General features: G+C 60.4%; 24 protein-coding genes. 12 read left to right on the top strand and 12 right to left on the bottom strand.

What is annotated here, in order from left to right; genetic code table 11:
- Nucleotides 1–90: 90 nt before the first annotated feature.
- From ispG to hemA, 3 genes are all read right to left on the bottom strand, one after another.
- Nucleotides 91–1,212 (bottom strand): flavodoxin-dependent (E)-4-hydroxy-3-methylbut-2-enyl-diphosphate synthase, encoded by a 1,122-nt coding sequence (ispG, locus tag ACR0FC_RS03210; RefSeq protein WP_170338142.1) that lies wholly within the window; start codon nt 1,210–1,212, stop codon nt 91–93.
- Nucleotides 1,213–1,284: 72 nt separating this feature from the next.
- Nucleotides 1,285–2,505: a helix-turn-helix domain-containing protein gene (locus tag ACR0FC_RS03205; protein ID WP_093962367.1), complete on the bottom strand. Its 1,221-nt coding sequence runs from the start codon at nt 2,503–2,505 to the stop codon at nt 1,285–1,287.
- Nucleotides 2,506–2,634: 129 nt separating this feature from the next.
- Nucleotides 2,635–3,858 (bottom strand): 5-aminolevulinate synthase, encoded by a 1,224-nt coding sequence (hemA, locus tag ACR0FC_RS03200; RefSeq protein ID WP_170338140.1) that lies wholly within the window; start codon nt 3,856–3,858, stop codon nt 2,635–2,637.
- A 341-nt stretch (nt 3,859–4,199) separates the two neighbouring features.
- On the opposite strand from hemA, the gene ACR0FC_RS03195 reads away from it, so the two are divergent.
- Nucleotides 4,200–5,585 carry a dipeptidase gene (locus tag ACR0FC_RS03195; RefSeq protein ID WP_170338138.1) on the top strand — a complete coding sequence of 462 codons (1,386 nt, stop codon included), beginning with the start codon at nt 4,200–4,202 and terminating at the stop codon, nt 5,583–5,585.
- Nucleotides 5,586–5,743: 158 nt separating this feature from the next.
- Here the strand turns inward: ACR0FC_RS03195 and lpdA are convergent, their stop codons facing one another.
- Nucleotides 5,744–7,138: a dihydrolipoyl dehydrogenase gene (gene lpdA, locus ACR0FC_RS03190; RefSeq protein ID WP_170338136.1), complete on the bottom strand. Its 1,395-nt coding sequence runs from the start codon at nt 7,136–7,138 to the stop codon at nt 5,744–5,746.
- 211 nt (nt 7,139–7,349) lie between these two features.
- Between lpdA and ACR0FC_RS03185 the strand changes: the two genes are divergently transcribed.
- Entirely contained in the window at nt 7,350–7,781 is a 432-nt protein-coding gene (locus tag ACR0FC_RS03185; protein WP_170338134.1) for a hypothetical protein, read from the top strand.
- Here ACR0FC_RS03185 and ACR0FC_RS03180 read toward each other — a convergent pair.
- From ACR0FC_RS03180 to ACR0FC_RS03165, 4 genes are all read right to left on the bottom strand, one after another.
- Nucleotides 7,778–8,356, bottom strand: coding sequence for a DUF924 family protein (locus ACR0FC_RS03180; protein WP_170338132.1), 579 nt, complete (start codon nt 8,354–8,356; stop codon nt 7,778–7,780). The two genes, ACR0FC_RS03185 and ACR0FC_RS03180, sit on opposite strands and share 4 nt — an antisense overlap.
- A gap of 108 nt (nt 8,357–8,464) precedes the next feature.
- Nucleotides 8,465–9,736: an MFS transporter gene (locus ACR0FC_RS03175; RefSeq protein WP_170338130.1), complete on the bottom strand. Its 1,272-nt coding sequence runs from the start codon at nt 9,734–9,736 to the stop codon at nt 8,465–8,467.
- A gap of 108 nt (nt 9,737–9,844) precedes the next feature.
- Nucleotides 9,845–10,891, bottom strand: a complete 1,047-nt coding sequence (queA, locus tag ACR0FC_RS03170; protein WP_170339427.1) for a tRNA preQ1(34) S-adenosylmethionine ribosyltransferase-isomerase QueA — start codon at nt 10,889–10,891, stop codon at nt 9,845–9,847.
- Nucleotides 10,892–10,935: 44 nt separating this feature from the next.
- The gene (locus ACR0FC_RS03165) at nt 10,936–14,322 is read right to left on the bottom strand and encodes a YhdP family protein (protein WP_367646636.1); all 3,387 of its coding nucleotides are present in this window, start codon (nt 14,320–14,322) and stop codon (nt 10,936–10,938) included.
- A gap of 68 nt (nt 14,323–14,390) precedes the next feature.
- Between ACR0FC_RS03165 and ACR0FC_RS03160 the strand changes: the two genes are divergently transcribed.
- From ACR0FC_RS03160 to ACR0FC_RS03135, 6 genes are all read left to right on the top strand, one after another.
- Nucleotides 14,391–14,852 (top strand): peroxiredoxin, encoded by a 462-nt coding sequence (locus tag ACR0FC_RS03160; protein ID WP_170338126.1) that lies wholly within the window; start codon nt 14,391–14,393, stop codon nt 14,850–14,852.
- A gap of 77 nt (nt 14,853–14,929) precedes the next feature.
- A complete protein-coding gene (locus ACR0FC_RS03155; protein WP_170339424.1) occupies nt 14,930–15,748 on the top strand; it encodes a ferritin-like domain-containing protein in 819 nt (272 codons plus the stop codon).
- Nucleotides 15,749–15,923: 175 nt separating this feature from the next.
- The gene (locus tag ACR0FC_RS03150) at nt 15,924–17,249 is read left to right on the top strand and encodes a DUF5930 domain-containing protein (RefSeq protein WP_170338124.1); all 1,326 of its coding nucleotides are present in this window, start codon (nt 15,924–15,926) and stop codon (nt 17,247–17,249) included.
- Nucleotides 17,239–17,742, top strand: a complete 504-nt coding sequence (locus ACR0FC_RS03145) for a bactofilin family protein (RefSeq protein ID WP_170338122.1) — start codon at nt 17,239–17,241, stop codon at nt 17,740–17,742. The genes ACR0FC_RS03150 and ACR0FC_RS03145 overlap by 11 nt, the downstream gene beginning before the upstream one ends.
- A 179-nt stretch (nt 17,743–17,921) precedes the next feature.
- The gene (aqpZ, locus tag ACR0FC_RS03140) at nt 17,922–18,611 is read left to right on the top strand and encodes an aquaporin Z (protein ID WP_170338120.1); all 690 of its coding nucleotides are present in this window, start codon (nt 17,922–17,924) and stop codon (nt 18,609–18,611) included.
- Nucleotides 18,612–18,845: 234 nt separating this feature from the next.
- On the top strand, nt 18,846–20,069 hold the full coding sequence (locus tag ACR0FC_RS03135) for an isoprenylcysteine carboxyl methyltransferase (RefSeq protein ID WP_170338118.1): 1,224 nt from the start codon (nt 18,846–18,848) through the stop codon (nt 20,067–20,069).
- A gap of 16 nt (nt 20,070–20,085) precedes the next feature.
- On the opposite strand, the gene ACR0FC_RS03130 is transcribed toward ACR0FC_RS03135, so the two are convergent.
- From ACR0FC_RS03130 to ACR0FC_RS03120, 3 genes are all read right to left on the bottom strand, one after another.
- Entirely contained in the window at nt 20,086–21,048 is a 963-nt protein-coding gene (locus tag ACR0FC_RS03130; protein ID WP_170338116.1) for a DUF3179 domain-containing protein, read from the bottom strand.
- Between the two features lie 122 nt (nt 21,049–21,170).
- Nucleotides 21,171–21,716, bottom strand: coding sequence for a peptidylprolyl isomerase (locus ACR0FC_RS03125; protein WP_170338115.1), 546 nt, complete (start codon nt 21,714–21,716; stop codon nt 21,171–21,173).
- Entirely contained in the window at nt 21,709–22,215 is a 507-nt protein-coding gene (locus ACR0FC_RS03120; protein WP_093962382.1) for a peptidylprolyl isomerase, read from the bottom strand. The genes ACR0FC_RS03125 and ACR0FC_RS03120 overlap by 8 nt, the downstream gene beginning before the upstream one ends.
- Before the next feature lie 134 nt (nt 22,216–22,349).
- Between ACR0FC_RS03120 and ACR0FC_RS03115 the strand changes: the two genes are divergently transcribed.
- The 3 genes from ACR0FC_RS03115 to ACR0FC_RS03105 all read left to right on the top strand — a co-directional run bounded on the left by ACR0FC_RS03115 (nt 22,350) and on the right by ACR0FC_RS03105 (nt 24,407).
- Complete coding sequence (locus tag ACR0FC_RS03115; RefSeq protein ID WP_170338114.1) at nt 22,350–23,540, top strand: phosphoglycerate kinase; 1,191 nt, start codon at nt 22,350–22,352, stop codon at nt 23,538–23,540.
- A gap of 59 nt (nt 23,541–23,599) precedes the next feature.
- The gene (locus tag ACR0FC_RS03110; RefSeq protein ID WP_170338113.1) at nt 23,600–23,944 is read left to right on the top strand and encodes a lysozyme inhibitor LprI family protein; all 345 of its coding nucleotides are present in this window, start codon (nt 23,600–23,602) and stop codon (nt 23,942–23,944) included.
- A 163-nt stretch (nt 23,945–24,107) separates the two neighbouring features.
- Nucleotides 24,108–24,407: an FtsB family cell division protein gene (locus tag ACR0FC_RS03105; protein WP_170338112.1), complete on the top strand. Its 300-nt coding sequence runs from the start codon at nt 24,108–24,110 to the stop codon at nt 24,405–24,407.
- On the opposite strand, the gene ACR0FC_RS03100 is transcribed toward ACR0FC_RS03105, so the two are convergent.
- A complete protein-coding gene (locus ACR0FC_RS03100) occupies nt 24,404–25,123 on the bottom strand; it encodes a hypothetical protein (protein ID WP_170338111.1) in 720 nt (239 codons plus the stop codon). The genes ACR0FC_RS03105 and ACR0FC_RS03100 overlap by 4 nt on opposite strands.
- 224 nt (nt 25,124–25,347) lie before the next feature.
- On the opposite strand from ACR0FC_RS03100, the gene pdhA reads away from it, so the two are divergent.
- Nucleotides 25,348–26,337 carry a pyruvate dehydrogenase (acetyl-transferring) E1 component subunit alpha gene (gene pdhA, locus ACR0FC_RS03095; protein WP_093962386.1) on the top strand — a complete coding sequence of 330 codons (990 nt, stop codon included), beginning with the start codon at nt 25,348–25,350 and terminating at the stop codon, nt 26,335–26,337.
- The last annotated feature ends 8 nt before the right edge of the window (nt 26,338–26,345 follow it).

Here is a 26,345-nt window from a genome sequence, read left to right as displayed (position 1 = left end):
CCGGTCCAGACAATCGATATCGCGATTGATACCGCAAAATGGGCCTAAAAATGGCTTATGATGAATTAGTTCCGGATCGAAGTTAAAGTACTACTCCGCCGCCTCGGCCGCGGCTTCCAGCTCGGCCGCCTTCTTTTCCACCTGCTCGACGATGTGGTCGATCATCTGTTCGTTCGACATCTTGTGGCTGGCCTTGCCCGCCAGATACACCATGCCCGAGCCTGCGCCGCCGCCGGTAAAACCGACATCGGTCATCAACGCCTCGCCCGGGCCGTTGACGACGCAGCCGATGATCGACAGGCTCATCGGCGTCTTGATATGCTCCAGCCGATGTTCCAGCGTCTCGACGGTTTTGATCACGTCGAACCCCTGCCGCGCGCAGGACGGGCACGAGATGATGTTCACGCCCCGATGGCGCAGGCCCAGCGATTTCAGGATCTCGAACCCGACCTTCACCTCTTCGACCGGATCGGCGGACAGGCTGACGCGGATCGTGTCGCCGATGCCCATCCACAGCAGGTTGCCCAGCCCGATGGCCGACTTGATCGTGCCGCTGACCAGCCCACCGGCCTCGGTGATGCCCAGATGGATCGGGGCGTCGGTGGCCTCGGCGATGCCCTGATAGGCCGCGGCCGACAGGAACACGTCGCTGGCCTTCACGCTGATCTTGAATTCGTGGAAATCGTTATCCTGCAGAATACGGATATGCTCCAACCCGCTTTCCACCATCGCTTCGGGGCACGGCTCGCCGTATTTCTCCAGCAGGTGCTTTTCCAGGCTGCCCGCGTTCACGCCGATGCGGATCGAGCAATTGTGGTCGCGTGCGGCCTTGATGACCTCTTTCACCCGCGCCTCGTCACCGATATTGCCGGGATTGATGCGCAGGCAGGCGGCACCAGCCTCGGCGGCCTCGATGCCGCGGCGGTAGTGGAAATGAATGTCGGCCACGATCGGCAACGGGCTTTCGCGCACGATCTCCTTCAACGCCTTCGACGACGCCTCATCAGGAACAGAGACGCGCACGATATCAGCCCCCGCCTCTGCCGCAGCTTGTACCTGCGCCACGGTTGCGGCAACATCGGTCGTCAGCGTGTTGGTCATGGTCTGAACGGCAATCGGCGCGTCGCCGCCCACCGGAACGTTGCCCACCATGATCTGGCGGGATTTGCGGCGATAGATGTCGCGCCAAGGGCGCACATGGTTCAGAGACATGAAAACGGATCCGCGTCAGCCTGGGGTCTGGCCTTTAGATAGTCCGGGGGCAAGCCCGCCGCAATGGCAAGATCACTCTGCCGGCACCTCGGCGGATTGTGTCTGAAGCTCGGCCACCAGCTGTTTGAGCGCAATGTTTTGCTCAGCCTCAAGATCCGCCACGGCATAGGTCTCGGCCACAGCGTCCTTGGACAGAACCACACCCTTGGCGACGGTTCCCGGTGCACCGGCCGGCCCATAGAGCTCGCCGTTCATCGAGAAATACACGTTGCCCGACGCTCCGGCCCGCAATTGCGGCGGCTCTTCCGTCAGGGGAACCTCAAAGCTCTTGCCGTTTTCGACGGTTCCCAACGTGCCCTCGAAGATCACGCTGCCATCCGCTGCGGTGACCCGCATCCAGGCCGGTTCGACCGCGACGATTTTCAGCGACGTGTCGACCTTCTCGACCACCTGCGGAAGGGTCGCGGCAGTTCTTTCGACGGTATGAATCTCAGCCAGCGCGATTTCCGGAACTTCCGGCGGACGGAACGTTCCAACGGTCCGCGGATCAAGGGTGGAAATCGGGGCATCCCGCGCAACCATCACCGGCACATCCAGTGCTTGGGGGCGGTAAAGACGGTCCAGCGCTTCGGGGCTGGGAATTTCAGCGGCCGCAACCTCGGTCGTTCCGGACTCGGTCCGGATGGCCGACAGCGGGTCAAGATCGGACAACACGACCGGGGCCTGTTCGACGGGCGAGACCTGAACCTGCTGGATCTTGTTCAGAACCGACCAGCCGCCATATCCGATCCCGGCGATCAGCGCGAGGAGGACAAGCGACGAGCCTACGGCGCGCGGCTCGATCTGGCTGAACACGGACTCGCGGCCGGGAACGTAGGGCGTGTTCGGCGAAATGAACGGATCGCGCCCCATCGGGCCACGGTTCGGAAGGTCCCCGACCGATTTTTTGACCACGGATGCCTGTGCGGACATTCCATGTGCCACTTCGAACCCGCTTTCCTTGCAGAACGCGGCGAAAGTGTCGTCAGGGTTCATCCCCAGATAGCGGGCGTAAGAACGCACATACCCGGCAATGAAGCCGGGTGTGTCGAATGCGTCGGGATCGGCATTCTCGATGGCAGCGATGTAGTTGGCCTTGATCCGCAGTTCGCGCTGTACGTCGAGAAGAGACTTGCCCATCGTCGCGCGCTCACCGCGCATGACGTCGCCAAGCCGTACTTCGTAGTCGTCGAACCCCTTGGGCCTGACGTCCACGTCTTCTTCGGAATTGCGCTGTGTCCTGCGCCCAATCATTCCTGCTGCCCCATTCTGCCCATCGCGTGTTTCACGCTAACGGCGAATCGTCCCCATAACGATTCGTCCGCTACTTTTGTTAGCGTAAGCTTAACACGCGGCAAACAAGTTGCACATGTCGGCGTTAGGTTAACCAGCAAGTTCGGCGCGATTTAGCGCACAATGTGACCAAAGTTCGTCCATGGCCTGGACCAGACGGTTCATTTCGTTGGGTCCATGGACCGGCGAAGGCGTAAAGCGCAGACGCTCCGTCCCCCGCGGAACGGTCGGGAAATTGATCGGCTGCACGTAGATCCCGTAGTCGTCCAGCAGCATGTCGCTGAGCTTTTTGGTGTGCACCGGGTTGCCAACGATCACCGGAACGATGTGGCTGCCGTGATCGATCAGCGGCAAGCCCAGGCCCTTCAGTCGCAGCTTGAGGATCTTGGCTTGGGTCTGATGCTGCTCACGCAGTTCGGGCGCTGTCTTGAGATACGCCACCGAGGCCGCAGCACCGGCCGCGACCGATGGTGGCAGCGAGGTGGTGAAGATGAAGCCCGGCGCATACGAGCGGACAGCATCGCACATCTTCGCGCTTGCTGCGATATACCCCCCCATCACGCCGTAGGCTTTGGCCAAAGTGCCATTGATGATGTCGATCCGGTGCGCCAGGCGGTCCCGCTCGGTCACACCGCCACCGCGCGGGCCATACATGCCAACTGCGTGCACTTCGTCGATATAGGTCAGCGCGCCGAATTCGTCGGCCAGGTCGCAGATCTGTTCGATCGGACCGAAGTCGCCATCCATCGAGTAGACCGACTCGAACGCGATCAGCTTCGGCGCCGCCGGATCGTCGGCTTGCAGCAGCTCGCGCAGGTGCTCAACGTCATTGTGGCGGAAGATCCGCTTGGCCCCGCCATTGCGGCGCACGCCTTCGATCATCGACGCGTGGTTCAGTTCGTCGGAATAGATGATCAGCCCGGGAAACAGCTTGGGCAGCGTGCTGAGCGTGGCGTCATTGGCGATGTAGGCGCTGGTGAACAGCAGGGCCGCTTCCTTGCCGTGCAGATCGGCCAGCTCGGCCTCGAGCCGCTTGTGGTATACGGTCGTACCCGAGATGTTGCGCGTCCCGCCAGAGCCCGCTCCGGCCGCGTCGATCGCCTCGTGCATCGCCTCCAGCACGACGGGGTGCTGCCCCATGCCAAGGTAGTCGTTGCCGCACCAGACGGTGATGTTCTGCTGTGACCCGTCGGGACGCGTACGCACGGCATGGGGAAAATGTCCGTTGCGGCGTTCGATGTCGATGAAGGTCCGGTAACGGCCTTCGTCGTGCAGCCTGGCAATCGCTGAGTCGAGCTGAGCAGTGTAGTCCAAAGGACCCTCCTTCGTGACCCCGCCGCAGGGTGATTGCACGGCAAGGCTGTGTTCCGATGCGTATCATAACCGATTTTTCGGCCGCATCCGCGCCTATTTTCAGGTTTCCTGCCTAACGCCCAGACAGGGGTCGCAACTTTGATTTGCATCAATTATCGCCTTGAACCCGCAGCGACAAGTAAAGTTGAGACCATAAGGCGCGAGGAAACGACGCAGGTTACGTCCCGTTTCGCGCAGAATGTTTCCGATCAGACGCGCGTTTTCCCGCCGCTACGGGCTGGACGGCGCTGCCAGCGCTGTTAGGGTCCGCCGCAATATCTCATCCATTCAGGAGTACACCCATGTCGCTTGACGCCACTCTGAGCAAAATCGACTCTGACCTCTCAGCCTCCATCGAGCGGCTGATGGAGTTTCTGCGAATCCCGTCGATTTCCACCGATCCGGCCTTCAAGAAAGACGTGGACAAGGCGGCTGACTGGTTGGTCGACGACCTCAAAAGCATCGGGATCGATGCGAAAAAGCACCCGACCCCGGGCCACCCGATGGTCGTAGGCCATGTCGGCGACGATGCGGACGCCCCGCACGTGCTGTTCTACGGCCATTACGATGTGCAGCCCGTTGATCCCTTGGACCTGTGGAACCGTGACCCGTTCGACCCGGCGCTGGAAGAGACAGAACACGGTCAGGTCATCCGCGGACGGGGCTCTTCGGATGACAAGGGCCAGTTGATGACATTTGTCGAAGCCTGCCGCGCCTGGAAGGCGGTCAACGGCAAGCTGCCTTGCCGCATCACGTTTTTCTTCGAAGGCGAAGAGGAATCCGGTTCACCTTCGCTGGTCCCATTTCTTGAGGCCAACAAGGAAGATTTGAAGGCCGATCTGGCGCTGGTCTGCGACACCTCGATGGTATCACGCGGTGTGCCCTCGATCGCATCGCAACTGCGCGGCATGCTCAAGGACGAATTCACCATCATCGGTCCGCGCATCGACCTGCATTCCGGCCATTACGGCGGCCCCGGCTTGAACCCGCTGCGTGAAATCTCGCGGATCGTAGCATCGTTCTACGATGAGGAAACCGGACGGGTCGCTGTGGAAGGTTTCTACGAAGGGGTCCACGAAGTTCCCGCCGAGCAGCTGCGCCAGTGGGAGAACTGTGGTTTCGACGAGGCCGAATATCTCAACTCGGTGGGTTACACGCAACCTCATGGTGAGAAAGGGTACTCGACCCTTGAACAGCAGTGGGCGCGCCCGACGCTGGAGATCAACGGGCTGTGGGGCGGCTACAACGGCGCCGGTTCGAAAACGGTGATCCCCAGCCAGGCACATTGCAAGATCACATGTCGCCTGGTCGGTGAAATGGACCCGGACAAACTGCGCGACAAGATCCGTAAGCATGTTGAAGACCGGCTCTCTCCTGACGCCAAAGTCGTCTGGGACAATGATCTCGAGGGCTCCCCTGCGTCGGTCATGAACCTGGATCGCCCGGAATTCGAAGCGGCACGCGCCGCACTGTCCGACGAATGGGGGCGCGAAGCCGTTTTCACCGGCATGGGAGGATCGATCCCGGTGGTGGGATACTTCAATACGGTCCTGGGCTTGGATTCAATGTTGGTCGGCTATGCCAACGACGATGACGCAATCCATTCGCCCAATGAAAAATACGACGTGAAAAGCTTTCATAAAGGGATCCGCTCGTGGGCCCGAATTCTGGACGCTCTGAGCCGATAGCCGCGTTTTATCGCAAGGCGCAGCCTTGCGCTCCGGGATATTCCGAGCCGGGTGAAGCGCGGATGCGAACTTCATCCGGCCGGCGGTATCCCGGTGTGTCGCGGGCAACGCGGCCGGGGGCAGCGCCCCCTTAAGCCGCGGCCCGCGGACAAACCGTCTTACATGTGGATCACGCGCCCGTAGGCGTCCAAAACCGATTCATGCATCATTTCCGACAAGGTCGGGTGCGGGAAGACTGTATTCATCAGGTCCTCTTCGGTGGTCTCCAACTGGCGACCTACGACATAGCCCTGAATCAGTTCGGTCACTTCCGCGCCAACCATATGAGCGCCCAGCAACTCGCCGGTTTTCGCGTCGAATACGGTTTTGATCATGCCTTCCGGCTCGCCCAATGCAATTGCCTTGCCATTGCCGATGAACGGGAAGCGGCCAACTTTCACATCAAAGCCAAGCTCCTTGGCCTTGGCCTCGGTATAGCCAACCGACGCGACCTGGGGATGACAATAGGTACATCCCGCGATGCTTTCCGGTTTCACGGGATGGGCATGTTTGCCAGCGATGAGTTCTGCGACCATCACGCCTTCGTGGCTGGCCTTGTGCGCAAGCCAAGGCGCTCCGGCGATGTCGCCGATGGCATAGAGGCCATCGACCCCGGTCCGGCAGTATGCATCCGTCACCACATGGGTGCGGTCAATTTTGACGCCCAGCGCCTCAAGCCCGAGGTTCTCGACATTTCCGACGATCCCAACGGCGGAGATGACGGTATCGAAGTCGTGCTTTTCGACCTTGCCACCGGTTTCGATATGAGCCGTCACCTTGCCTTTGCCGCGATCCAGCTGCTTGACCATGGACTTCTCCATGATCTTCATGCCCTGTTTGACAAAGGATTTCCTGGCGAACGCGCTGATCTCGGCGTCTTCGACCGGCAAGACCCGGTCCATCACTTCGACCACGGTCGTGTCTGCGCCCAACGTATTGTAGAAGCTGGCAAACTCGATCCCGATCGCTCCGGACCCGATAACAAGCAGCTTTTTCGGCATCCGCGCCGGTTGCAGCGCATGTTTGTAGGTCCAGACCAGATCGCCATCTGCCTCCAGGCCCGGCAACTCGCGCGCACGGGCACCGGTGGCCAAGACGATGTTCTTCGCCGTCAGTTCCTCGGTGCCCTTGTCGGTCTTGACCGTCACTTTACCTTTCGACGGGATTGTCGCCTCGCCCATCACGACGGTGACTTTGTTCTTTTTCAGCAAATGCCCGACACCGCTGGTCAGCTGCTTTGCAACCCCGCGCGAGCGTTTGACGACCGCGTCCAGATCGTAACCGATCTTGTCCGCACTCAGACCGAAATCCTTGGCGCGCTCCATCAGATGGAACACTTCGGCCGACCGCAGCAAGGCCTTGGTCGGGATGCAACCCCAGTTCAGGCAGATGCCGCCCAAATGCTCGCGCTCGACCACGGCGGTCTTGAGGCCCAGTTGGGCCGCACGAATGGCAGCCACATAGCCGCCGGGGCCCGCACCGATTACGATCAGATCAAAGGATTGTGCAGCCATGTTTACCTCTCGGCGCAGGTCGATTGAAAACTAGTTTACCGTTAAACTATATTTTTGAACGCATCAATATGCTGCCCCGCGACATATGTGACGCAGGGTCATCAAAACAAGAGCGCGCGGTATTCAGCCTATACCCCGCGTCCCTTGAAGGCTAGAAAAGACCTGCAACCATGTTCGAATTTCGGATCTGCAGATTTTAGGGAAACCAATCATGGCCAAGACTCTCAAAGATTTGTTGCTTGCCCTTTTGAACGCCACACTGATCCTTGTGGCTCTGTGTCTGTTCCTTGGTTGGAAGCTGGCGCGAAGCGTCGAGAATATTCAGGACAACTTCAGAGAAAGCCTGCAAATCGTTCAGCCGCTGCGTGAACAGGCGCAGGGCGTCCGAGAGGATCTTGCAAGTCTGCGCGCTGATCTGTCCGGTATTCGCATCCTGGGAGATGATGAGCCGGAGTTGAAGCAGAAGCTTCAGCAGGCGCTGGTGCGATTGGACGAGGTCCAGGCCAAGCTGGAAACCACGCAGGCCCGCCTCAACGAACTGGTCGAAAACCCTCAGCTACTGATTGATTACGCAATCACCACGGCCGTCGATGCCACAACGGCCAGGCTGATCGAATTGCGCGGATGTGGAGAGGCGGCTTAACCCGCCGCCTGCAACTCACGCACCGTTGTGCCGTATCCGCCGCCGCTGACATATGCGGCTTCGGGTGCCGTGGTCTCACGGGCAAGCGCCGCGTTGCGGTATGGGAAACGCCCAAACTTGCGGATCACCTCACGATGGGCGCGGGCATGCAGCAGATTGCTTGCACCATGTTCCGGCATGCGCTGGCACATCAGGCGCACACAGCGCTCCTGATCGCACAGGTTCTCTGAGTGCATCATCGGCAGGTAGAAGAACTGTCGGGCTGGCTCGTCGATCTTCAGATCCCATTCCTTGTCGACGGCACATTTCGCTGCTGCCAGTGCCGCCTTGTCGGATGAGAAGGCTTTGCCGCTGCCTCGGAACATGTTGCGCGGAAACTGGTCCATGAGGATGATGTAGGCCAGCGATCCGCTGGGATATGTCAACCACAGAGAGAACTTACCCTCGCACGCGGCTTGCCATGTCTCAAGGAAGCGGTCCCGTATCTGCGCATCCAGCGCTTCATCTTCGCGGTACCACCCCTCGGGGCCTACTTCATCCAACCAGAAACTCAGTACTTCTTCAGGACCAACCATTGCCCTTGACTCCGTCTGTTCCCCCCCGAGGGACGTAACGTCATATAAGTCGGTTTTACAGACTTGTTACAGTAACATATTGCAACATTGACGACATAAATCCGGCGGTCAGGCAGGTTGGTGTTCTTCCTCTTCGTCCTGCGCTGCTTCGATCGCGACTTCCTGAGCAACTTCCAGTGCGACCGGCGATGCCGTTGGGTACAGCGGCGACATGGTGCCGGTCTCGTCCACGGGCACCGAGGCCCGCTGGGTCATCCGGTAGACCGCATAGACCGCCATGGCAAACAGTAGTGCGGCAATGAACAGGAAGAAGCCGGACGGCCCGAACACGGCATCCCCCATCAACCAACCGGTGATCAGCGGGCCGGCAATTGCGCCGAGCCCGTTGATGAAAATCAGCCCGCCGGACGCGGCTGCCATATCTTCGTGTTCGAGGTAGTCGTTGGTGTAGGCGATCAGCAGGGAATACAGTGGATTGGACATGCCGCCGATGACAAAGGCCGCAGCCAGCAAAACCGGGAAGTCGACCCCGAAAACCATGCCCACCGCCGCACTGATGCCGCCCACGACCGACACCAGCAGGATCAACAGGCGCCGGTCCATACGGTCCGAAAACCAGCCCAACGGATACTGCAGAACCAACGCGCCGATGTAGAATGACGCCACGAAGGTTGAAATCTCGACCAGTGTCAGCCCTGCCCGCGCGCCATAAACCGCGGCCATGCCGAACTGAGCCGAGAAGATGCCACCCAACAGAAACATGCCGACACAGCCCAAGGGCGACGTGTCCATCAGCTGCCTGAGCGTCATCGGCTTGGTCGTATCAAAAGCCGGGGTCGGAGAAATCGACAACAGGATCGGAGCAAAGGAAACGGAAACCAGGATCGAGGCAATCACAAAGGTTTCGTACCCGGCCGGGTCCCCTGCAAGCATCAGTGCCTGCGCGCTGACAATGCCGATCATCTGGACGATCATGTATAGCGACAATGCCTGGCCACGGTTTTCGTTGCTCGCAGCGTTGTTCAGCCAGCTTTCGGCGGTCACGTACACGCCGGAAAAGCAGAATCCGATGACAACACGGCCCAGCGACCACGCGATCGGATCGGTCAGCATCGGATAGCTGATCATCACGGCAGAAATGAATGACGCCAGCGCCGCGAAGACCCGCACGTGCCCGACCCGCCGTATCATCTCGGGTGCAAGTCGGGATCCGCCCAGAAAGCCCAGGAAATACGCGGACATGACAAACGACATCTGCAGGGTCGAAAACCCTTCGATCTCGCCCCGGACACCCAACAAGGTGCCCTGCAGGCCGTTGCCGATCATCAGCAGACCCATTCCGAGTAGAAGCGCCCACGCGCTGGCAAGTACCTGAAGCATGTTTGCACTCCAAATCCGCTGAACAATGGCTTTCGTTAAAGGATCAAACGATGTCCCGGTCGCGCTTGTCTACGACATTGACCAGATTCGATCCCGCGATCCCGCCCTCTAAGGGATCAAAAGCGACGCGTCACCATAAGAAAAGAAGCGATAGCCACTTTTGATCGCATGATCATAGACCCGCAGCATCCTGTCCGGTCCCATCAGCGCCGAAACCAGCATCAGAAGCGTCGATTTCGGCAGATGGAAATTGGTCATCAGCGCGTCGGTGACCTGAAACTGGAAGCCGGGGTAGATGAAGATGTCGGTCTCCCCCTCCCAAGGCTGGATCGATCCATCGCGCGCGGCACTTTCGATCAGTCGCAAGGCGGTGGTGCCGACCGGGATGACGCGACCACCCGAGGCTTTGGTCGCCTGAATCTCGGCTGCGGCCTGCGGGCTGACCTGTCCCCATTCGGCGTGCATCTTGTGGGTCGTCACATCCTCGACCTTGACCGGCAGGAACGTTCCGGCCCCGACGTGCAGGGTAACATGGGTGAACTCGACTCCCCGATCCGCAAGGGCCTGCAACAATGGCTCGTCAAAGTGCAGAGAGGCGGTCGGTGCCGCCACAGCCCCGGCCTGCCGCGCCCAAACGGTCTGATAATCAGTCTTGTCACGCTCGTCCGCGGGCCGTTTGGCCGCGATGTAGGGGGGCAAAGGCATTGCTCCGGCCTGCTCGAGCGCCTGGTCGAAATCATCGCCCTTCAGATTGAAGCGCAGATGGGCCTGGCCGTCAGCGACCCCTTCCAGAACCGCGCTGAGGTCGTCGGAGAACACAATTTCTTCGCCCACCCGGATCTTCTTGAGCGGTTTCAGCAATGCACCCCAGGTCCCGTCGGCGCGGGGCTCCAGCAAGGTGGCCTCGATCGCGGCCGAGACCGGACCCTGGGCGCTGTCGCGATGACGCCGGCCGCTCAGCCGGGCCGGGATGACGCGCGTGTCGTTAAGCACCAGCCGATCACCGGGGCTAAGCCAGTCGGGCAGGTTGAACACCCGATCATCCGAGATCGCGTCACCCTGTGCCACCAGCAGGCGCGCCGAAGACCGCGGACTGGCGGGCCGCGTGGCAATCAGGTCATCAGGCAGGTAGAAATCGAAATCACTCAGCTTCATGGCCGCGCCATACATCGCCCGAACAGATTCGGCCACACTCTGCGTCAGCGGTCCTCGCCCCGGCTTCCCACCGAAGGGCTCGGTCCTTCCGGTGCGACAGGCGTTGCATTTGGGCCGTCGGAAACGGTTGGGGCAGGTTCTCGTAGCAAGTTGCGCAAAAACAGTGGCGCCAGACCGGACAGCGGGTTCACGGACACTTGCGGGGCCGAGATCGGGCCCACCAGCGTATAGTTGAACGCGAAAACGCCCTCGCCCTTCTTTGTCAGGACGCTGCCAATCGCGTTCACCATATAGATCGGAGAGATCGCGCCGCGCAGGTTCAGGAACTTTCGTTCGGTATCCACCGTCCCGTCGAAGGACAGCCCCATCGACGGTCCAACCGCACTGCCGCTGAGAATCTTGACCTCGGTCGGCGTGATCCGCATCTCGCTGTCGATTGATGAGAAGTAGATCCCCTGCCCGGCCATCTCGGTCAGTAGACCGACCAGACTGATGGCATTCAGCAACGCCGCCATGGCCGGAGCATCCTGGATCCGCGTGTCCGTGATTTTCAGGGTCAGATCGTAGTTGCCCGGGCCAGCCACCGGATTCAACCGGAGTTGCAGCTTTCCTCCTCTGGCCTGGGTCAACAAACCGGCAGACCGCAGTACCGCACCGGCGTCCACGGATTGCAGGCTGACCGCACTGCGCGATCCGCTGGGCACAACCTGCCCCTGGACCGGGGCGCCTCCGTTGACCTGAGCGGAAAATCCACCTTTCAACCCTCCGGTCGTTTCGAAATTGCCCTTCAAACCGGTCAGGGCCACTTCCTCGGTCACCTGCAGCCGGTCCAGCGCCACGTCAAGGTTCGGACCTCGACCCGATGACGCGCCGCCGCCGCTGCCGCTGCCGAACGTCGCTTTGCCCAGGTTGAGAACGCCGCCCAAAACGCGGATATCCGGCGCCGCGGCACCACGGCCGATCAACTCGGCCGGAACAGCCAACCAATCGCCCAGTTCAAAAGAACTGAACTGAACCCGATCCAAAGCGCCATTTGCGATCGAGATCGAGGCCACCGCGCGCAATCCGGCGGCATCAATCCGCAGGCTGTCCACTCGCAGTTGATCGCCCAGCGTCGCCTCGGTGGCCAACGTCCCGGCAGTGGCTGCGGATTTTTGCCACCCCAGTTCGGGAATTGCCATTCCGACGCCGACCAGATCAGAGGTCGCGGTCAGCTTTGTCGGCTCTCCCCCTCCAATTCCAAGACTGATCTCAGCCACGCCTTGCCCGGTCAGCATACCGGACGGCAATCCGGCCTTCAGTTCATCCATCAACCGCGGGGACAGTTCGATCTGCCCACTGAGTGTGCTGCGTTGTGCTGTCTTGCCGCCGATCGGTTGTCGCCAAGTCGCCTGTATCGGCACCTCACCGAACAGACCGTCTCCGTCTATGGCCACCTGGGTCTGATCCCCGCTCAGGCGCAGTTTGGCGGCGCTGATGCGGAAGCCCGGAACCAGTTTTTCCGTATCCAGATCAATCAATTCTCCCAGAAAGTGAAATTGCGTGTCCTCGAATTTCAACCCCTTGATCAAGGGCAGAGACAGAGTGCCGCCCAGTCGCACGCTGCCCGAAGCCAGATCAACCGGAAGGTTTGCCTTGGTCAGCAATTGCAGCGGCGCCCGGTCAAGCAACGACAAGGCCGAGGTCACACTGCCACTGGCCTGAACACGCACAATGCCCGGTGTATTCTTTTTGATGTCTGTATCCGGGATGATGAACGACGTCCCAGAGGCATCAACCGCGCCACCGTCATCGGCGATCACCACGCCCTTGCGGGCGGTCACCGTGAATCGACGGCCAATCAGCGTGGCCTGCCCACGCCCGCCTTGGATCGGCGGCAAGGTCTTGGCAAACCGAACCAGCGCATCATCGAAATCGAAATCAAGATACAGTTCGGGCTTGGAGTCTCCGGGCCGCAGCCTCAGAACGAAGTCCATGTCCGACAGATTGCCTTCGTACAGGTTCTCGGTAACCCATTTGCGCGGCTTCGGAGCCAATCGGGGCGGCCAGTAATGCAGCAGCTTGTCCGATGCCATGTGCCCCAGCCGCGCGTTCAGATCCACGCTCCACCCCTCCGGCAGGCCCACAAGCTCGCCCGAAGCGCGCAATAGGTCTTCGCCATCCTCGACCACGACCTGCCCCAGCTGCAGCCGGAAGGGGTTCAGGCGCACTTGAAAGTCCAGATCGGCCTGCTTGACCTCTAGCGCATCAACGAACAGGTCGGCTGGGTTCACCCGGATACCGTTCAGACGGAACTGCACCGCCATGCTTTCCAGCGCGCCGGCCTCTACACCCTTCAGATAGGCTTTGCCCTCGCCCTGTACGCTGCCCCAGCCCGACACCACGGAAACCTCGTTGAAATCCAGAACCTGCTGCGCCGGGTCATAGGTGAAATACGTGCGGGCCGAGTCGAACGGAACCGGTCGGGTCTCGGGGTTGGGCTGAACGGCCCCGGCCCCAAGGTTCAAGGTTGCAAATACCGGCCCGAGCGCGCCGGCCCCGTCGATACTGCCGCGCAATGCGCCCGAGATCGGCGTGTCCAATACCTGCAACCAGGCCAGTGCCGGGGTTTGCGCCGCCACGTCGGTCGCCGGAAGATCGGTGATCGAAATCCCGAACTGCGCCTCGGGTGAGCCGAGCGTGCTGGTGTAGTTCGCTTCGATCATGCTGACATAGTCACGGCCCGCCAGCACCGAAAACCCGGTCGCCAGGCGCAGGGCGCCTTCGCTCCGCGTCGCCAGAATATGCCCGCCGTCCAGAACCCAGGACCGCCCAAGGCGCAAGTCGCGGTAATCCAGCGTAATGGCGTCAAGCTCGACCGAGGTCAGAGACGACAGGACCGGTGACAGGAACACCTGATCGGACTGTTCGATCAATTCGGCCAAGGTTGGCGCATTCTGCACGGGCGCGCTGCCGGAACCGACGGTCAGCGAGAGCGATCCGTCCTCGGCTCGGGTCAGTGCGATCTGCGCTCCGTTGAGTGTGATCCGCTTGGGCCGGACATGGCCGCGCAGCAGCGGACGCATCGCCAGGCTGGCCTGCATGCTTGAGACCTGAGCGATCTGGCGCCCCTCGGCGTCGCTGATCGAAACATCGCTGAGCCGCAGACGCGGGCGCCATTCCTGATTGATGATAAAGCTCACATCGCCGAACCGGATCTGCAAACCGCCCAATACGTTTTCCAGCCGCGTTTCGACCCGGTCGCGCAGCCATTCCGGCGCATGGATCCGATGGCCGAACACCATGACCCCGGACAGGACGGCCAGAAACACCAGCAGGAACACCCCGCGCAAGGCCCACAGCCCGGCTGTCCGCCGACGGGATCGGCGGCGCGGCGGTTTCCCGCCCTTCTCAGCCTCGTCCTGTTCGTCTTGCGCCAATTTGCCGTCCACGTCTTTCAACCTGCCCGAGCCGCCCTATGATACGCGGCATCACCTACAAATCCTGACCGGAGTTCAAAATGCCTGACGTTGCAGACATCGCCACCGATTTCACCTTGCCCCGCGATGGCGGCGGCACGGTTACCCTGTCGGACCTGCGCGGTCGTCCCGTTGTTCTGTTCTTTTATCCCCGCGATGATACGCCGGGCTGCACCAAGGAATCCATCGGTTTCTCGGAGCAGCTTCAATCCTTTGCCGACGCCGGTGCACAGGTTTTCGGCATCTCTCGCGACAGTGTCGCCAAGCACGACAAGTTCGTCGCCAAGCACGGGCTGACCACTCCGCTGCTGTCCGACGAAGGTTCGACCGTGTGCGAGGATTACGGCGTCTGGGTCGAAAAAAACATGTATGGCAAGAAGTCGATGGGGATCGAGCGCTCGACCTTCCTGATCGACGCCGACGGAAAGATCGCCCGCGTGTGGCGCAAGGTCAAAGTTCCCGGCCATGTGGATGAGGTGCTGGAGGCCGTACGCGCGCTTTGACGCTGCGGGCCATCCGGTCTAAGAGGCGGCAGTTTTCATCCAACCCGAGGATTACCGTGGCCAAAACCCTGACCCAGATGGCAACCGAGGTTCTGACCACTGCGGATGGGCGGTCCAAGACCGCCCTTTCCAAACGCTATGCCGCCGAATGGTTTGCGGCGCGCAACGGCGACACCCCCGCGATCGAAGTCGGAACAGCCACGCCACCGTTGCATCCGTCGCGTCCTGACAAGCCCGAGCTGCTGTCGCCGCGCGACGTGCCGCGCCGTCGCCCCGGCTCGGAGGCTGGACGCATCGCGCTGCTGCACGCTGTGGCCCATATCGAGTTGAATGCCGTGGACCTGCACTGGGACATCATCGCACGGTTTGGACATGTGCCGATGCCGGTTGGCTTCTACGACGACTGGGTCAAATGCGCCGAGGAGGAATCGCGCCATTTCGAAATGGTCTGCGATTGCTTGGAGGCGATGGGCAGTTATTACGGCGCCCTCCCCGCCCATGCCGGGATGTGGCGTGCGGCCGAGGACACCGCCGAAGACCTGATGGGCCGGCTGGCGGTGGTGCCCATGGTGCTCGAGGCGCGCGGCCTCGATGTGACACCGGGCATGATCGACATCTTCCGCAAGGCAAAGGCCGATCAGGCCGTGGCCGCGCTTGAGGTGATCTACGCCGAAGAAGTCGGGCATGTGGCCTATGGCTCGAAATGGTTCCACTTTCTGTGCGGCCGCGAGAATGCCGACCCCAAGGACGTGTTCCATCAACTGGTCCGGCGCTATTTTCATGGCGCGCTCAAGCCGCCCTTCAACGAGGAAAAGCGGGCCGAAGCCGGCCTGCCGCCCGATTTCTACTGGCCTTTGACCGAGGATCTGCCGCCCCCGGGAGACGGGAAACGCTGACGGAAACGTGCCGCTTTCGGCAATTTTCTGCCGATGACGTGCGGGAAAACACCGTAATTGTCGACCAATCGGTTAACAAACTTGCCCAACCGGGACCGGCCCTTTAAGCAATCGGCCCAAGGGGCGGCGATCCACTCACGACCGGTCCCGACATTGGGGATGAGAGGTAAGGCGCGTGAGAACACGTCTGGCAATCAAACTACACTCACTGCTCGAACGGCACTTCCCGGAACGCCGGGTCTTCCTGAAATCCGACAATGACACACGCTTCATCCGGCTCAGCTCGGAGACGCAGATCGTGGCCGCACTTGGCGTTTCGATCATGGTCGGCTGGACGGCGGTCGCCACGGCGATCCTGCTGATGGACAGCATCGGGTCGGGCAATTTCCGTGAACAGGCCAAACGCGATCAGGCGACCTATCAGGAACGGCTGAACATCCTGTCGCAGGAACGCGACGCGCGGGCCCAGGAAGCACTGGCCGCGCACGCCCGGTTCAACTCGGCGCTTCAGCAGATCTCGGCGATGCAGTCGGAACTGCTGGAATCCGAAAACCGTCGACGCGAGCTGGAAACCGGCATCGAGGTCATTCAGACCACCCTGCGGTCGACCATGAAGCAACGTGAGGAAGCCCGGGCGCAACTCGCCGAGCTTCAGGAGAAATCCGATGGCGCATCGGTTTCGATGTTCGCCTCTGCCGCTCCGGCACAGATCGAATTCATGGCTGACGCCCTGACCCGGACAGCACAGCAGCGGGACCAGATCGCAACTGATGCACAGGCGGCACTGGACCAGCGCGATGAGCTTGAGCTGGAAATCCTGCTGATGCAGGAACGCAATGACGAGATCTTCCGCCAGTTGGAAGAAGCCATGGTGATCTCGGTCGAACCGCTGGACAAGATGTTCCGCGAGGCCGGAATGCCCACCGACCGGATGCTTGACGAAGTGCGGCGCGGCTACAGCGGCATGGGCGGCCCGCTGACGCCGATTTCCTTCAGCACCCGCGGCGAAGAGCTTTCGGCAGATGAGGTGCGCGCAAATCAGCTTCTGCAGCAGATGGACCAGCTGAATCTGTATCGCATAGCGGCCGAAAAGGCCCCGTTTGCCACACCGGTCAAATCGGCGTTCCGGTTCACCAGCGGATATGGTTATCGCCGCGACCCCAAAACCGGCGGGCGCCGGATGCACAAGGGCACCGACTTTGCGGCCCCGACAGGCACGGATATCTTCGCCACCGCCGACGGTGTCGTGACCCATGCGGGCTGGCAATCCGGCTATGGCCGTCTGATCAAGATAAAGCACGCCTTCGGGGTTGAGACACTTTATGCCCATAACTCGAAGATCCGCGTGAAGGTCGGCCAAAGGGTCTCGCGCGGGGATCACATTGCTGATATGGGTAATTCCGGACGGTCGACCGGAACGCATCTGCACTACGAGGTGCGCGTGAACGGAAAACCTGTAAACCCAATGGACTTCATCAAGGCTGCGAACAATGTTTTCTAAAAGCAAAATCAACGAGCCCGCACCCAAGGCATCCGAAACGGCCAAGCCGGCAGCCCCGGCGCCTCAGGCGACCCCTGCCCCGACCGAACAGAAGGCCGCAAGCACCGCGCCCAAGCCCAAGCCGCCGGCATCGGTTCTGTCGTCGGACCTGCATATCACCGGCAACATCAAGACCACCGGTGACATCCAGGTCGAAGGAACCGTCGAAGGCGACATCCGCGCGCATCTGCTGACTATCGGCGAAACCGCGACCATCAAAGGCGAAGTGACCGCGGACGACGTGGTTGTGAACGGCCGCATCGTGGGTCGTGTACGGGGTTTGAAAGTACGTCTGACCTCGACCGCCCGGGTTGAGGGCGACATCATCCACAAGACCATCGCCATCGAAAGCGGCGCGCATTTCGAAGGCTCGGTTCAGCGTCAGGACGATCCGCTGAACCCGGGACGCAGCGGCAAAACCGGAGCCAATCCGGCGGCTGAAGTCAGCCAGTAAACCGCTCCGAGTACCGAGTTCCAAGAACGCCGCGGCCACTGTCCGCGGCGTTTTTCTATGCCCATCAGGCAACAATCCGTCCCCCTATCAAGACCGCAAAGCCCTGCACGCGCGATACATTTTCACAAAAGGTGTTTTTTGAATTAAACTTCACCTCGTTGAAATTGGGAGGTTTTATCATGCGAGCAAAACTGATGGCCGAATTCTTCGGCACGTTCTGGCTGGTTCTCGGCGGTTGTGGCAGCGCGGTGCTGGCTGCCGGGGTCGCCGATGTGGGCATCGGATGGCTGGGCGTGTCGTTCGCCTTCGGCCTGACGGTCCTGACCATGGCCTTTGCGGTCGGCCACATATCGGGTGGTCACTTCAACCCCGCCGTCAGCCTCGGGCTGATGATCGGTGGGCGTTTCCCGTCCAAGGATCTGCTGCCCTACTGGGCTGCGCAGGTGCTTGGAGCGATACTGGCCGCAGCCGTTCTGTACGTGATCGTCAGCGGCGCACCCGGCTTCGAAGGCGTTGGCAGTTTTGCTTCGAACGGGTATGGTGAGGCCTCGCCCGAAGGATATTCGATGATGTCGGCGCTGGTGATCGAGATCGTTTTGACCGCCTTCTTCCTTATCATCATTCTGGGCGCGACATCCGAAAAGGCTCCGGCCGGGTTCGCGCCCATTGCCATCGGTCTTGGGCTGACACTGATCCACCTGATTTCGATCCCGGTCACCAATACGTCGGTGAACCCGGCCCGCTCGACTGGGGTGGCGCTGTTTGCCGATGGCCCCGCCTTGGCGCAGCTGTGGCTGTTCTGGGTCGCCCCGCTGATCGGTGGCGCTTTGGGAGCCGCGATCTGGAAAATGATGGCCTCGGACGAATAGAAACCCGTCCTACTAATGCAAACCCCCTCCCGGCCTACGCCGGGAGGTGACTCTGTTATACGGTTGCGTGGGCCACACCCGCGGCAAGAATTCGACCGGTCGGATCAGGGTGGTTGAATTTCCGGAACGAACCGCCAGAATTCGCAGAACTCTGTGAAAGACCTGATCATGATTTCCTGGCCAAAGTTCCGGCGCCCCGCTTCCGCAATTCCCGCATCCACCGCATGGATTGCGATGGCCAGTATTCCGCTGGTTCATTATTTCTGGCCAGACCTCGGCGCGGTCTCTGATCGGGATCAGACTGTTCTGTTCGCTCTGACGATCTTTGCCATTCTGGCCCTATCCGAGATTTTCATCGCCAGAATCCATCGCAAGCCGGGCAGCGGTTTGGTCTACAACCCGGAAAACTTCAAAAACCCGGCGTATCTGGCTGATTTCTGGATCAAACTTATTGGTCTGGCGGCCAGTCTTGCGCTGCTTGCGCTGTTCTACTCCACCGCCGACCTCTACCGGGATGAATGGTATCAGCCGTTCTTTTCGCTGTTCGGCGACTACTGGCCGCTGATCCTTGCGATTGTCCTTTCCGTTGTCACGGCGGTTCATTTCTCGATGCGGCATCCTCGCGACGGCATGTGGCATCTGGGACGTGTGGTTTTGTCTTTTGGTCGCCAATCCACCGGGGCCCGCGAGTTGAAATCCTTCCTTCTTGGGCTGGGCGTCAAAGGGTTCTTTCTGCCACTGATGTTCTGCTATCTGGTTTATGACTGGAGCTTTCTGCAGACCCGTTCGCTGTGGGACGCGCAGGACTTTCAGCAGATCTACGCATATCTCTACCGCTTTGCCTTCTTTCTGGACCTGACAATCGTCACCATCGGCTATGCCACCGCCACCCGGCTTCTGACCTCTCATATTCGCTGGACCGAGACGACGGTGAGCGGATGGCTGGTCTGCGTGATCTGCTATGCCCCGTTCTGGCAACTGCTGTCACGCAGCTATTTCAACTATGTCGAGGATGGCTTCGCCTGGGGTGTCTGGCTGTGGGATTACCCTGTCCTCTACGGATTGTGGGGCGGCACCATCCTGTTCTTCCTGGCGGTCTATTGCCTGACCGCCGCGCGCATGGGTCTGCGGTTCTCGAACCTGACCTATCGCGGGCTGGCCTGCGACTTTCCCTACAACATCAGCAAACACCCGTCCTACATCAGCAAGAACATCACCTGGTGGATGATTTCGATCCCGTTCATCGCGGTCGACTTCTGGGCAGGCCTGGCCAACTGTCTGGCCCTCCTGGGTGTGAACCTGATCTATTTCGCACGGGCCTGGCACGAAGAGCGCTGCCTGTCACGCGCGCCGTCCTACCGAGCCTACAAAAAGCACGTGAACGAATACGGTCTTCTGGCCCGCATCCGACGCGGCCTGAGCGGCTGGACCCGGAGCGTTGCCAGACAGGTGAATTGATCGCGCGGCGCGCGGGTCAGCGCCCTGTCATCCAGATACCGTCGGGCCAGAAGGCGTGGAAGGCAAACGCGAACATCACATCATGCACGACATCCCGTCCGGCACCATCCGTGACGCGGATCGATCCTATGTCGCGTCCCTTGTCGACGCGCCCGGCGTCCAGAGCCGAAGCCTGCCCCGCCGACCAAACGATGACAACGCCTGCTTCTGACAATCGCCCAGCCGCACGCAATCGCGTCAGAGGCCAGGCCCGCTCTCCGACACGCACCACCCGTTCGAGCGGTTGAATACCATGCGGAGGCAGCGCGCCGTCATACAGGAACGGTCTGCGCGCGCTGTCATACCCTCGATAAGGGTTGCGCCCGTAGTCCCGCGCAAAATTCGGCTCGGCCATCACCAGACCGTCGGGATTGCGCTTGCGGAACTGATCCCACCCTTCCATCCACGCTGGCAGCGCTGTCAACTGAGCACCGGTAAACTGGCCCACAATCGCCTCGCCGGTGGCTTGCTGCCACCAGCTTTCGGTTTCGCGGTCATACATGATCATGTCCGAATTTCGCAGCTTGCCGGACACGCCGAAACTGAGAACCCGTCCCGGGATACGCCGATCAAAAACCAGCCCCGAATTGCACAGTGGACAATAGGTAACCGCGACTGGACGGTTACCGATCCGATCATTCACGATTTCATGCCAGATCAGGTAACGCAGGGGATAGGCGCGCGGGCGCGTACCGGGCAGTTCCACCGTGATCACGGCCTCGGTCAGCCCCAGCCCGGTTTCCGCCGTAGCTGGGACAAACTCGGGCTTGTCGATGGCCGGGATGCCGTCTTTCGGCGGTCCGCCGGACCGGACTTCAGACCAGTCACCGATCGAGGTGACCGAAAAATCGGTTTTGGGCCATTCGTCGCGCCACAGGTTCGGGTCCGCGGACACCGCGGTTGCGCAGAACAGCAGAAGGGCAAACAGACGGCATCGCATGAGGCACCTTTGGCTAGCTGCCATCGTGCGTCAGGCAGTGCGGCCAGGCCAAGCCCCTTACACAGGGACGTGAAGCGCCGTGCGCGGACAACCCGGCGCGCAATCCGCGCCGGGTCTAGGGATCATTCGGTGACGGTCACCTTGGTCATGACGTCCGGTTGGCCGACCACCGCGCCGTTCGGGCCTGTGCCGCGTTTGATCGCATCAACAACATCCATGCCGTCGGTCACCTTGCCCACCACCGTGTACTGGCCATTCAGGGTCGGGGCCGGTTCGAACATGATGAAGAACTGCGAATTTGCGCTGTTCGGATTGCTTGCGCGAGCCATTCCGACAATGCCGCGCTCGTAAGGGACTTCGGAAAACTCGGCTGGTAGGTCCGGACGGCTTGAACCGCCGGTGCCGGCACGACGCATGTCGCTGCCCAGTTTACCGTATTCCACGTCCCCGGTCTGTGCCATGAACCCCTCGATCACGCGGTGGAACACCACCCCGTCATACTTGCCTTCGGCGGCCAGAGCGGTGATCTGCTCGACATGCTTGGGCGCGACGTCCTCGAACAGGTCGATGGTGATCGTGCCGTTGGCCTCGCCCTCGACTTCGATCTGCAGGCCTGCGGCCAGCGCGGGGCTGGCCAACAAGGTAAAAACGGCGGCCAGCTTATACATCGGCGGCCACCTTGACGCTGATCATGCGGTCGGGGTTCGCAGGCGGCTCGCCGCGGGTGATGGCATCGACATGCTCCATCCCCTCGATCACGCGGCCGTAAACGGTGTATTGACCGTTGAGGAAGTGGTTGTCCTTGAAGTTGATGAAGAACTGCGAGTTGGCCGAGTTCGGGTTGGCCGAACGAGCGGCACCCAGGGTGCCCCGGTCATGCGGCAACTTGGAAAACTCGGCCGGAAGGTTCGGCAAGGACGACCCGCCAGTGCCTGCCATGCGGATGTTGAAGCCGTCTTCCATGTCGCCGTGCTGCACGTCGCCGGTCTGCGCCATGAAGCCGTCGATCACCCGGTGAAAGGCCACGTTGTCATACTCGCCCGCGCGCGCCAGTTCCTTCATGCGCTCGCTGTGCTGAGGCGCCACGTCCGGCAGCAGTTCGATGACGACGTTACCGTCCTTCAGCTCGATGATGATGGTGTTTTCGGGATCCTTGATCTCGGCCATGGGGCCCTCCTGTGGAATTGATTTGCGCAAATACCTATGCGCCGGACGCGCGAAAGCCAAGTGACGCATTGACCTGAGGGCAAAATGCAGGAAAAGAACCGCTTACGCGTGGTGACAACGGCGAGGATGACACGATGGGCTGGAAAACTCTGGACGACATGGATTTGCAGGGCAAACGCGTTCTTGTGCGCGTAGACATCAACGTCCCGGTTCTGGATGGCGCCGTGACCGATGACACGCGGATCCAGCGGATCGTGCCCACGGTGCGCGACATTCTGGCCGCTGGCGGCAAACCCATCCTGCTGGCCCATTTCGGCCGGCCCGGCGGTGAGCGTCGGCAGAACCTGTCGCTGAAACAGCTGGTGCCCGCGCTGGAAGCCGCCTTTGGAACCAAGGTCCGCTTCGGAGAGGATTGCGTCGGATACGAGGCTGAAATCGCTGCCGCAAACCAGGGTGACGGCGAGGTCTTGCTGCTGGAGAACACCCGCTTTCACGCCGAAGAGACACAGAACAGCATGACCTTGGCCGAAGGTATGGCCAAGATGGGAGACATCTACTGCAATGACGCTTTCTCGGCGGCTCATCGGGCGCATAGTTCGACCGAGGCACTGGCGCGCCTTCTGCCCTCCTGCGCCGGGCGCCTGATGCAGGCAGAGCTCAGCGCACTCGAAGCCGCTCTGGGCAACCCTCAGCGTCCGGTGACCGCCGTGGTCGGTGGGGCCAAGGTATCAACCAAGCTGGATCTGCTGGGCAACCTGATCGAGAAGGTCGACAACCTGATCATCGGCGGCGGCATGGCCAACACCTTTCTGCTGGCCAAAGGGCTGGACGTTGGCAAATCGTTGGCCGAGCACGCGATGACCGATACTGCAGTCGAAATCATGGCAAAAGCAGACAAGGCAGGCTGCCGGATCGTCCTGCCCAGCGATGTTGTCGTTGCAGAGAAATTCGAAGCACACGCCCCACACAAGGTCGTCCCCGCGAACAAGTGCCCCGCAGATTCGATGATCCTGGACGCCGGGCCGGACAGCGTCGCCGCAATCTGCACCATCTTCGAACAGAGCAAGACTCTGATCTGGAACGGCCCATTGGGGGCATTCGAACTGGAACCCTTCGACGCGGCGACAAATGCCGCTGCATTGAAAGCCGCAGAACTGACGCGGGCGCGCAAACTTGTGTCGGTCGCCGGTGGCGGCGATACGGTTGCAGCCCTCAACGCCTCGGGTGCCGCGCAGGACTTCACCTACATCTCGACCGCCGGCGGTGCGTTCCTGGAATGGATGGAGGGCAAAACCCTGCCCGGTGTGGCAGCGCTGGCCCAATAACCCCATTCTAGTTGGTGATCTGCATTCGTGGTATTCTCTCACAGACCGGGAGATGGGCCATGAAAGCCGTTGCCACGTTTGCTGTTATCCTCCTGCCCAGTGTTTCTGGCGCGCAGTCCCATTGCGCCGGTCAAACTCAGATCGACGCCACTTTCTGTGCCAAAGAGAAATGGGAAATCGCTGATAAAGAACTGAACCGCCTCTGGAAAGAGGTCAAATCAGCGGCGGACAGGCGCGGAAACGGTGAGGCTTTGTTGAACGAACAGCGCGCTTGGTTGAAACGCAGGGACGCAACTTGTGACCCCGAACTCAAAAGCGATGGCAGTGCCGCGCAAATGTTCTATTGGTCTTGCATGGAAGAACAGACCCTGAATCGAAATCAGGAACTGTCCGCTTTGCGTTGAGCGGATACCTACGCGGTCATGGCTCTTCGAGCATCACTTTTTTCGTCGAATTACAAAAAGTGCGAATCGGGGGATTCACAACCCGAATCACCTGTGACATAGTGCTGACAGATGCCCGCAAAGGGCACGTTTTTGAGGCAGTATTCATACGGCGGTCAACAGAGTGTCCCGTTCCAATCGGCCCGGTCTGGGCGCAGTCGCATTCTTTTCGGTGGCTTTCATGCTGGGTGTCTATTTCACCTTTGCTGCCGTTCAGGGCGACTACGGCCTGTTCCGACGGATCGAGATTTCAGCGGAACGGGACGCTCTGTCACGCGACCTTGCGGCGCTGAACGCCGACATCGCTCGGATGGAAAACCTGACCCGACGCCTTTCAGACACCTACCTGGATCTCGACCTGCTGGATCAGCAGGCCCGAACCGTTTTGGGAATGATCCGGGCTGATGAAATCGTCATCCGCTAACTAGCTGTTTGCCCGACCGCCCCGGGTTCCTCTGCAGTTGGCAACTGATACCCGAAAGCATCGATTTCCCTTCGGAACAGGTCAGCCACCAGGTCCACGGCTTCGCCGTCCCAGTTTTCACCGTAGAAGACATCGAACTGCTTTGATTTCCGAATGCCGGAATTCAAACGCTTGTCGCCGAGACTGACATCGCCAAGGCCGAAGTCATCCAGCACCTGCGCCAAATCGCTGTCCAGGCTTTCGTATCGCAACACCCGATCAACCGCGATCTCCCCGCCCTCAGAATAAAGACGGAAGTCAGAGAAGAACTTCAGGCGAGTCCTGCAAAAGCTCAGGAACAGTGCATTTGCGTCGTTGATCTGTGTTCCGCGCTGATGCATCCAGAAATAGAACGCTGAGACAGCCTTGTCCCAAGGGTTTCTCTCAACGCAAATGCTGCTGCAGCCCTCCGCAATATCAGACAGATACCGATTGACCACGCCGATCCCATTGTGGGGATACCGAGCCTGCACTTCGCCTTTGGCTCTTTCCCGCAAAAGCTGGACCGACCGGCGGACGATGTATTGCTTCCCCGGACGTTGAAGTTCGGCTTCCTTGCCGAACGGTGTTGCGAAATCTCCGTCCTGCAGTTTCGCGCTCAGTGCAATTTCGATGGATGATCCGGCGGTTTTCTTCGTTTTGATGAAAACCAGCTTCGGCTCTCTGAGGATCATCATGCCAATCTGTCTCCGGCGCCCGTTCAAAATTGCCTGCCAATGGAGGCATACTACCCGTGCATAGGGCGAACCAAAAGGCGAAAACCTGCCGGATATCGGGTAGAAACAGATACCCCCGCCCCGTCCAGGACGCTGCGTCACATTTCCGCTCGCCAGAAAGCGCGAAATGCTTTATGAGATAGTTTAACGCTAAACTATCTTGCCGGAAGGGAGAGGTCGCCACGATGGCTGCGCGAAAAACCACAAAGAAACCAAATGTTTCTGCGGAAGAACTCAAAACCTACTACCGCGAGATGCTGTTGATCCGCCGATTCGAGGAAAAGGCAGGTCAACTGTACGGCATGGGTCTGATCGGCGGTTTTTGCCACCTTTACATCGGTCAGGAAGCCGTCGTCGTGGGGCTCGAAGCTGCGGCCGAGGATGGCGACAAGCGCATCACCTCCTACCGCGACCACGGCCATATGCTGGCCTGCGGCATGGATCCGGGCGGCGTCATGGCTGAATTGACCGGACGCGAAGGCGGCTTGTCCAAGGGCAAGGGCGGCTCGATGCACATGTTCTCAAAAGAAAAGCATTTCTATGGTGGCCATGGAATCGTCGGCGCACAGGTTCCGCTGGGTGCGGGCCTTGCCTTTGCAGACAAGTACAAAGACAACGGCCGCGTGACCTTTACCTATTTCGGTGACGGCGCAGCGAACCAGGGTCAAGTCTATGAAACCTTCAACATGGCGGCCATCTGGCAATTGCCGGTGGTCTTCGTGATCGAGAACAACCAGTACGCGATGGGCACGGCGCAATCGCGCTCAACCTCGACCAAGGACATCTATCACCGCGGTGAGGCGTTCGGCATCCCGGGCGAAATCGTCAACGGAATGGACGTGCTGGCAGTGAAAGAGGCCGGCGAAAAGGCCGTGGCGCACTGCCGGGCTGGGAAGGGCCCTTACATCCTCGAGGTCAAGACCTATCGCTACCGCGGACACTCGATGTCGGATCCCGCCAAGTACCGCACTCGCGAAGAGGTGCAGAAGGTGCGCGAGCAGAGCGACCCGATCGAACACGTGCGCGAGCTGCTGCTGACCGGCAAGCACGCCACCGAGGATGACCTGAAGGCGATCGACAAGGAAATCAAGGAGGTCGTCAACCAGGCCGCCGAGTTCGCTAAGGAAAGCCCCGAGCCGTCGCTGGACGAGCTCTGGACCGACATTTACGCCTGAGAGGACGA

It is taken from the genome of Ruegeria sp. BB9 (assembly GCF_056539345.1).
The sequence above is the reverse complement of the archived record's forward strand: the minus strand, read 5'-3'. Positions and strand labels throughout refer to the sequence as shown.

What these genes read in the sequence shown, in the direction of transcription:
- ACR0FC_RS03195 (WP_170338138.1), top strand. Translation starts at nt 4,200, where the DNA reads ATGTCGCTTGACGCCACTCTGAGCAAAATCGACTCTGACCTCTCAGCC.
- aqpZ (WP_170338120.1), top strand. Translation starts at nt 17,922, where the DNA reads ATGCGAGCAAAACTGATGGCCGAATTCTTCGGCACGTTCTGGCTGGTT.
- ACR0FC_RS03130 (WP_170338116.1), bottom strand. Translation starts at nt 21,048, where the DNA reads ATGCGATGCCGTCTGTTTGCCCTTCTGCTGTTCTGCGCAACCGCGGTG.
- pdhA (WP_093962386.1), top strand. Translation starts at nt 25,348, where the DNA reads ATGGCTGCGCGAAAAACCACAAAGAAACCAAATGTTTCTGCGGAAGAA.
- ispG (WP_170338142.1), bottom strand. Translation starts at nt 1,212, where the DNA reads ATGTCTCTGAACCATGTGCGCCCTTGGCGCGACATCTATCGCCGCAAA.
- ACR0FC_RS03185 (WP_170338134.1), top strand. Translation starts at nt 7,350, where the DNA reads ATGGCCAAGACTCTCAAAGATTTGTTGCTTGCCCTTTTGAACGCCACA.
- ACR0FC_RS03205 (WP_093962367.1), bottom strand. Translation starts at nt 2,505, where the DNA reads ATGATTGGGCGCAGGACACAGCGCAATTCCGAAGAAGACGTGGACGTC.
- ACR0FC_RS03125 (WP_170338115.1), bottom strand. Translation starts at nt 21,716, where the DNA reads ATGTATAAGCTGGCCGCCGTTTTTACCTTGTTGGCCAGCCCCGCGCTG.
- ACR0FC_RS03120 (WP_093962382.1), bottom strand. Translation starts at nt 22,215, where the DNA reads ATGGCCGAGATCAAGGATCCCGAAAACACCATCATCATCGAGCTGAAG.
- ACR0FC_RS03115 (WP_170338114.1), top strand. Translation starts at nt 22,350, where the DNA reads ATGGGCTGGAAAACTCTGGACGACATGGATTTGCAGGGCAAACGCGTT.
- lpdA (WP_170338136.1), bottom strand. Translation starts at nt 7,138, where the DNA reads ATGGCTGCACAATCCTTTGATCTGATCGTAATCGGTGCGGGCCCCGGC.
- ACR0FC_RS03145 (WP_170338122.1), top strand. Translation starts at nt 17,239, where the DNA reads ATGTTTTCTAAAAGCAAAATCAACGAGCCCGCACCCAAGGCATCCGAA.
- ACR0FC_RS03110 (WP_170338113.1), top strand. Translation starts at nt 23,600, where the DNA reads ATGAAAGCCGTTGCCACGTTTGCTGTTATCCTCCTGCCCAGTGTTTCT.
- ACR0FC_RS03160 (WP_170338126.1), top strand. Translation starts at nt 14,391, where the DNA reads ATGCCTGACGTTGCAGACATCGCCACCGATTTCACCTTGCCCCGCGAT.
- ACR0FC_RS03175 (WP_170338130.1), bottom strand. Translation starts at nt 9,736, where the DNA reads ATGCTTCAGGTACTTGCCAGCGCGTGGGCGCTTCTACTCGGAATGGGT.
- ACR0FC_RS03155 (WP_170339424.1), top strand. Translation starts at nt 14,930, where the DNA reads ATGGCAACCGAGGTTCTGACCACTGCGGATGGGCGGTCCAAGACCGCC.
- queA (WP_170339427.1), bottom strand. Translation starts at nt 10,891, where the DNA reads ATGAAGCTGAGTGATTTCGATTTCTACCTGCCTGATGACCTGATTGCC.
- ACR0FC_RS03180 (WP_170338132.1), bottom strand. Translation starts at nt 8,356, where the DNA reads ATGGTTGGTCCTGAAGAAGTACTGAGTTTCTGGTTGGATGAAGTAGGC.
- ACR0FC_RS03135 (WP_170338118.1), top strand. Translation starts at nt 18,846, where the DNA reads ATGGCCAGTATTCCGCTGGTTCATTATTTCTGGCCAGACCTCGGCGCG.
- ACR0FC_RS03100 (WP_170338111.1), bottom strand. Translation starts at nt 25,123, where the DNA reads ATGATGATCCTCAGAGAGCCGAAGCTGGTTTTCATCAAAACGAAGAAA.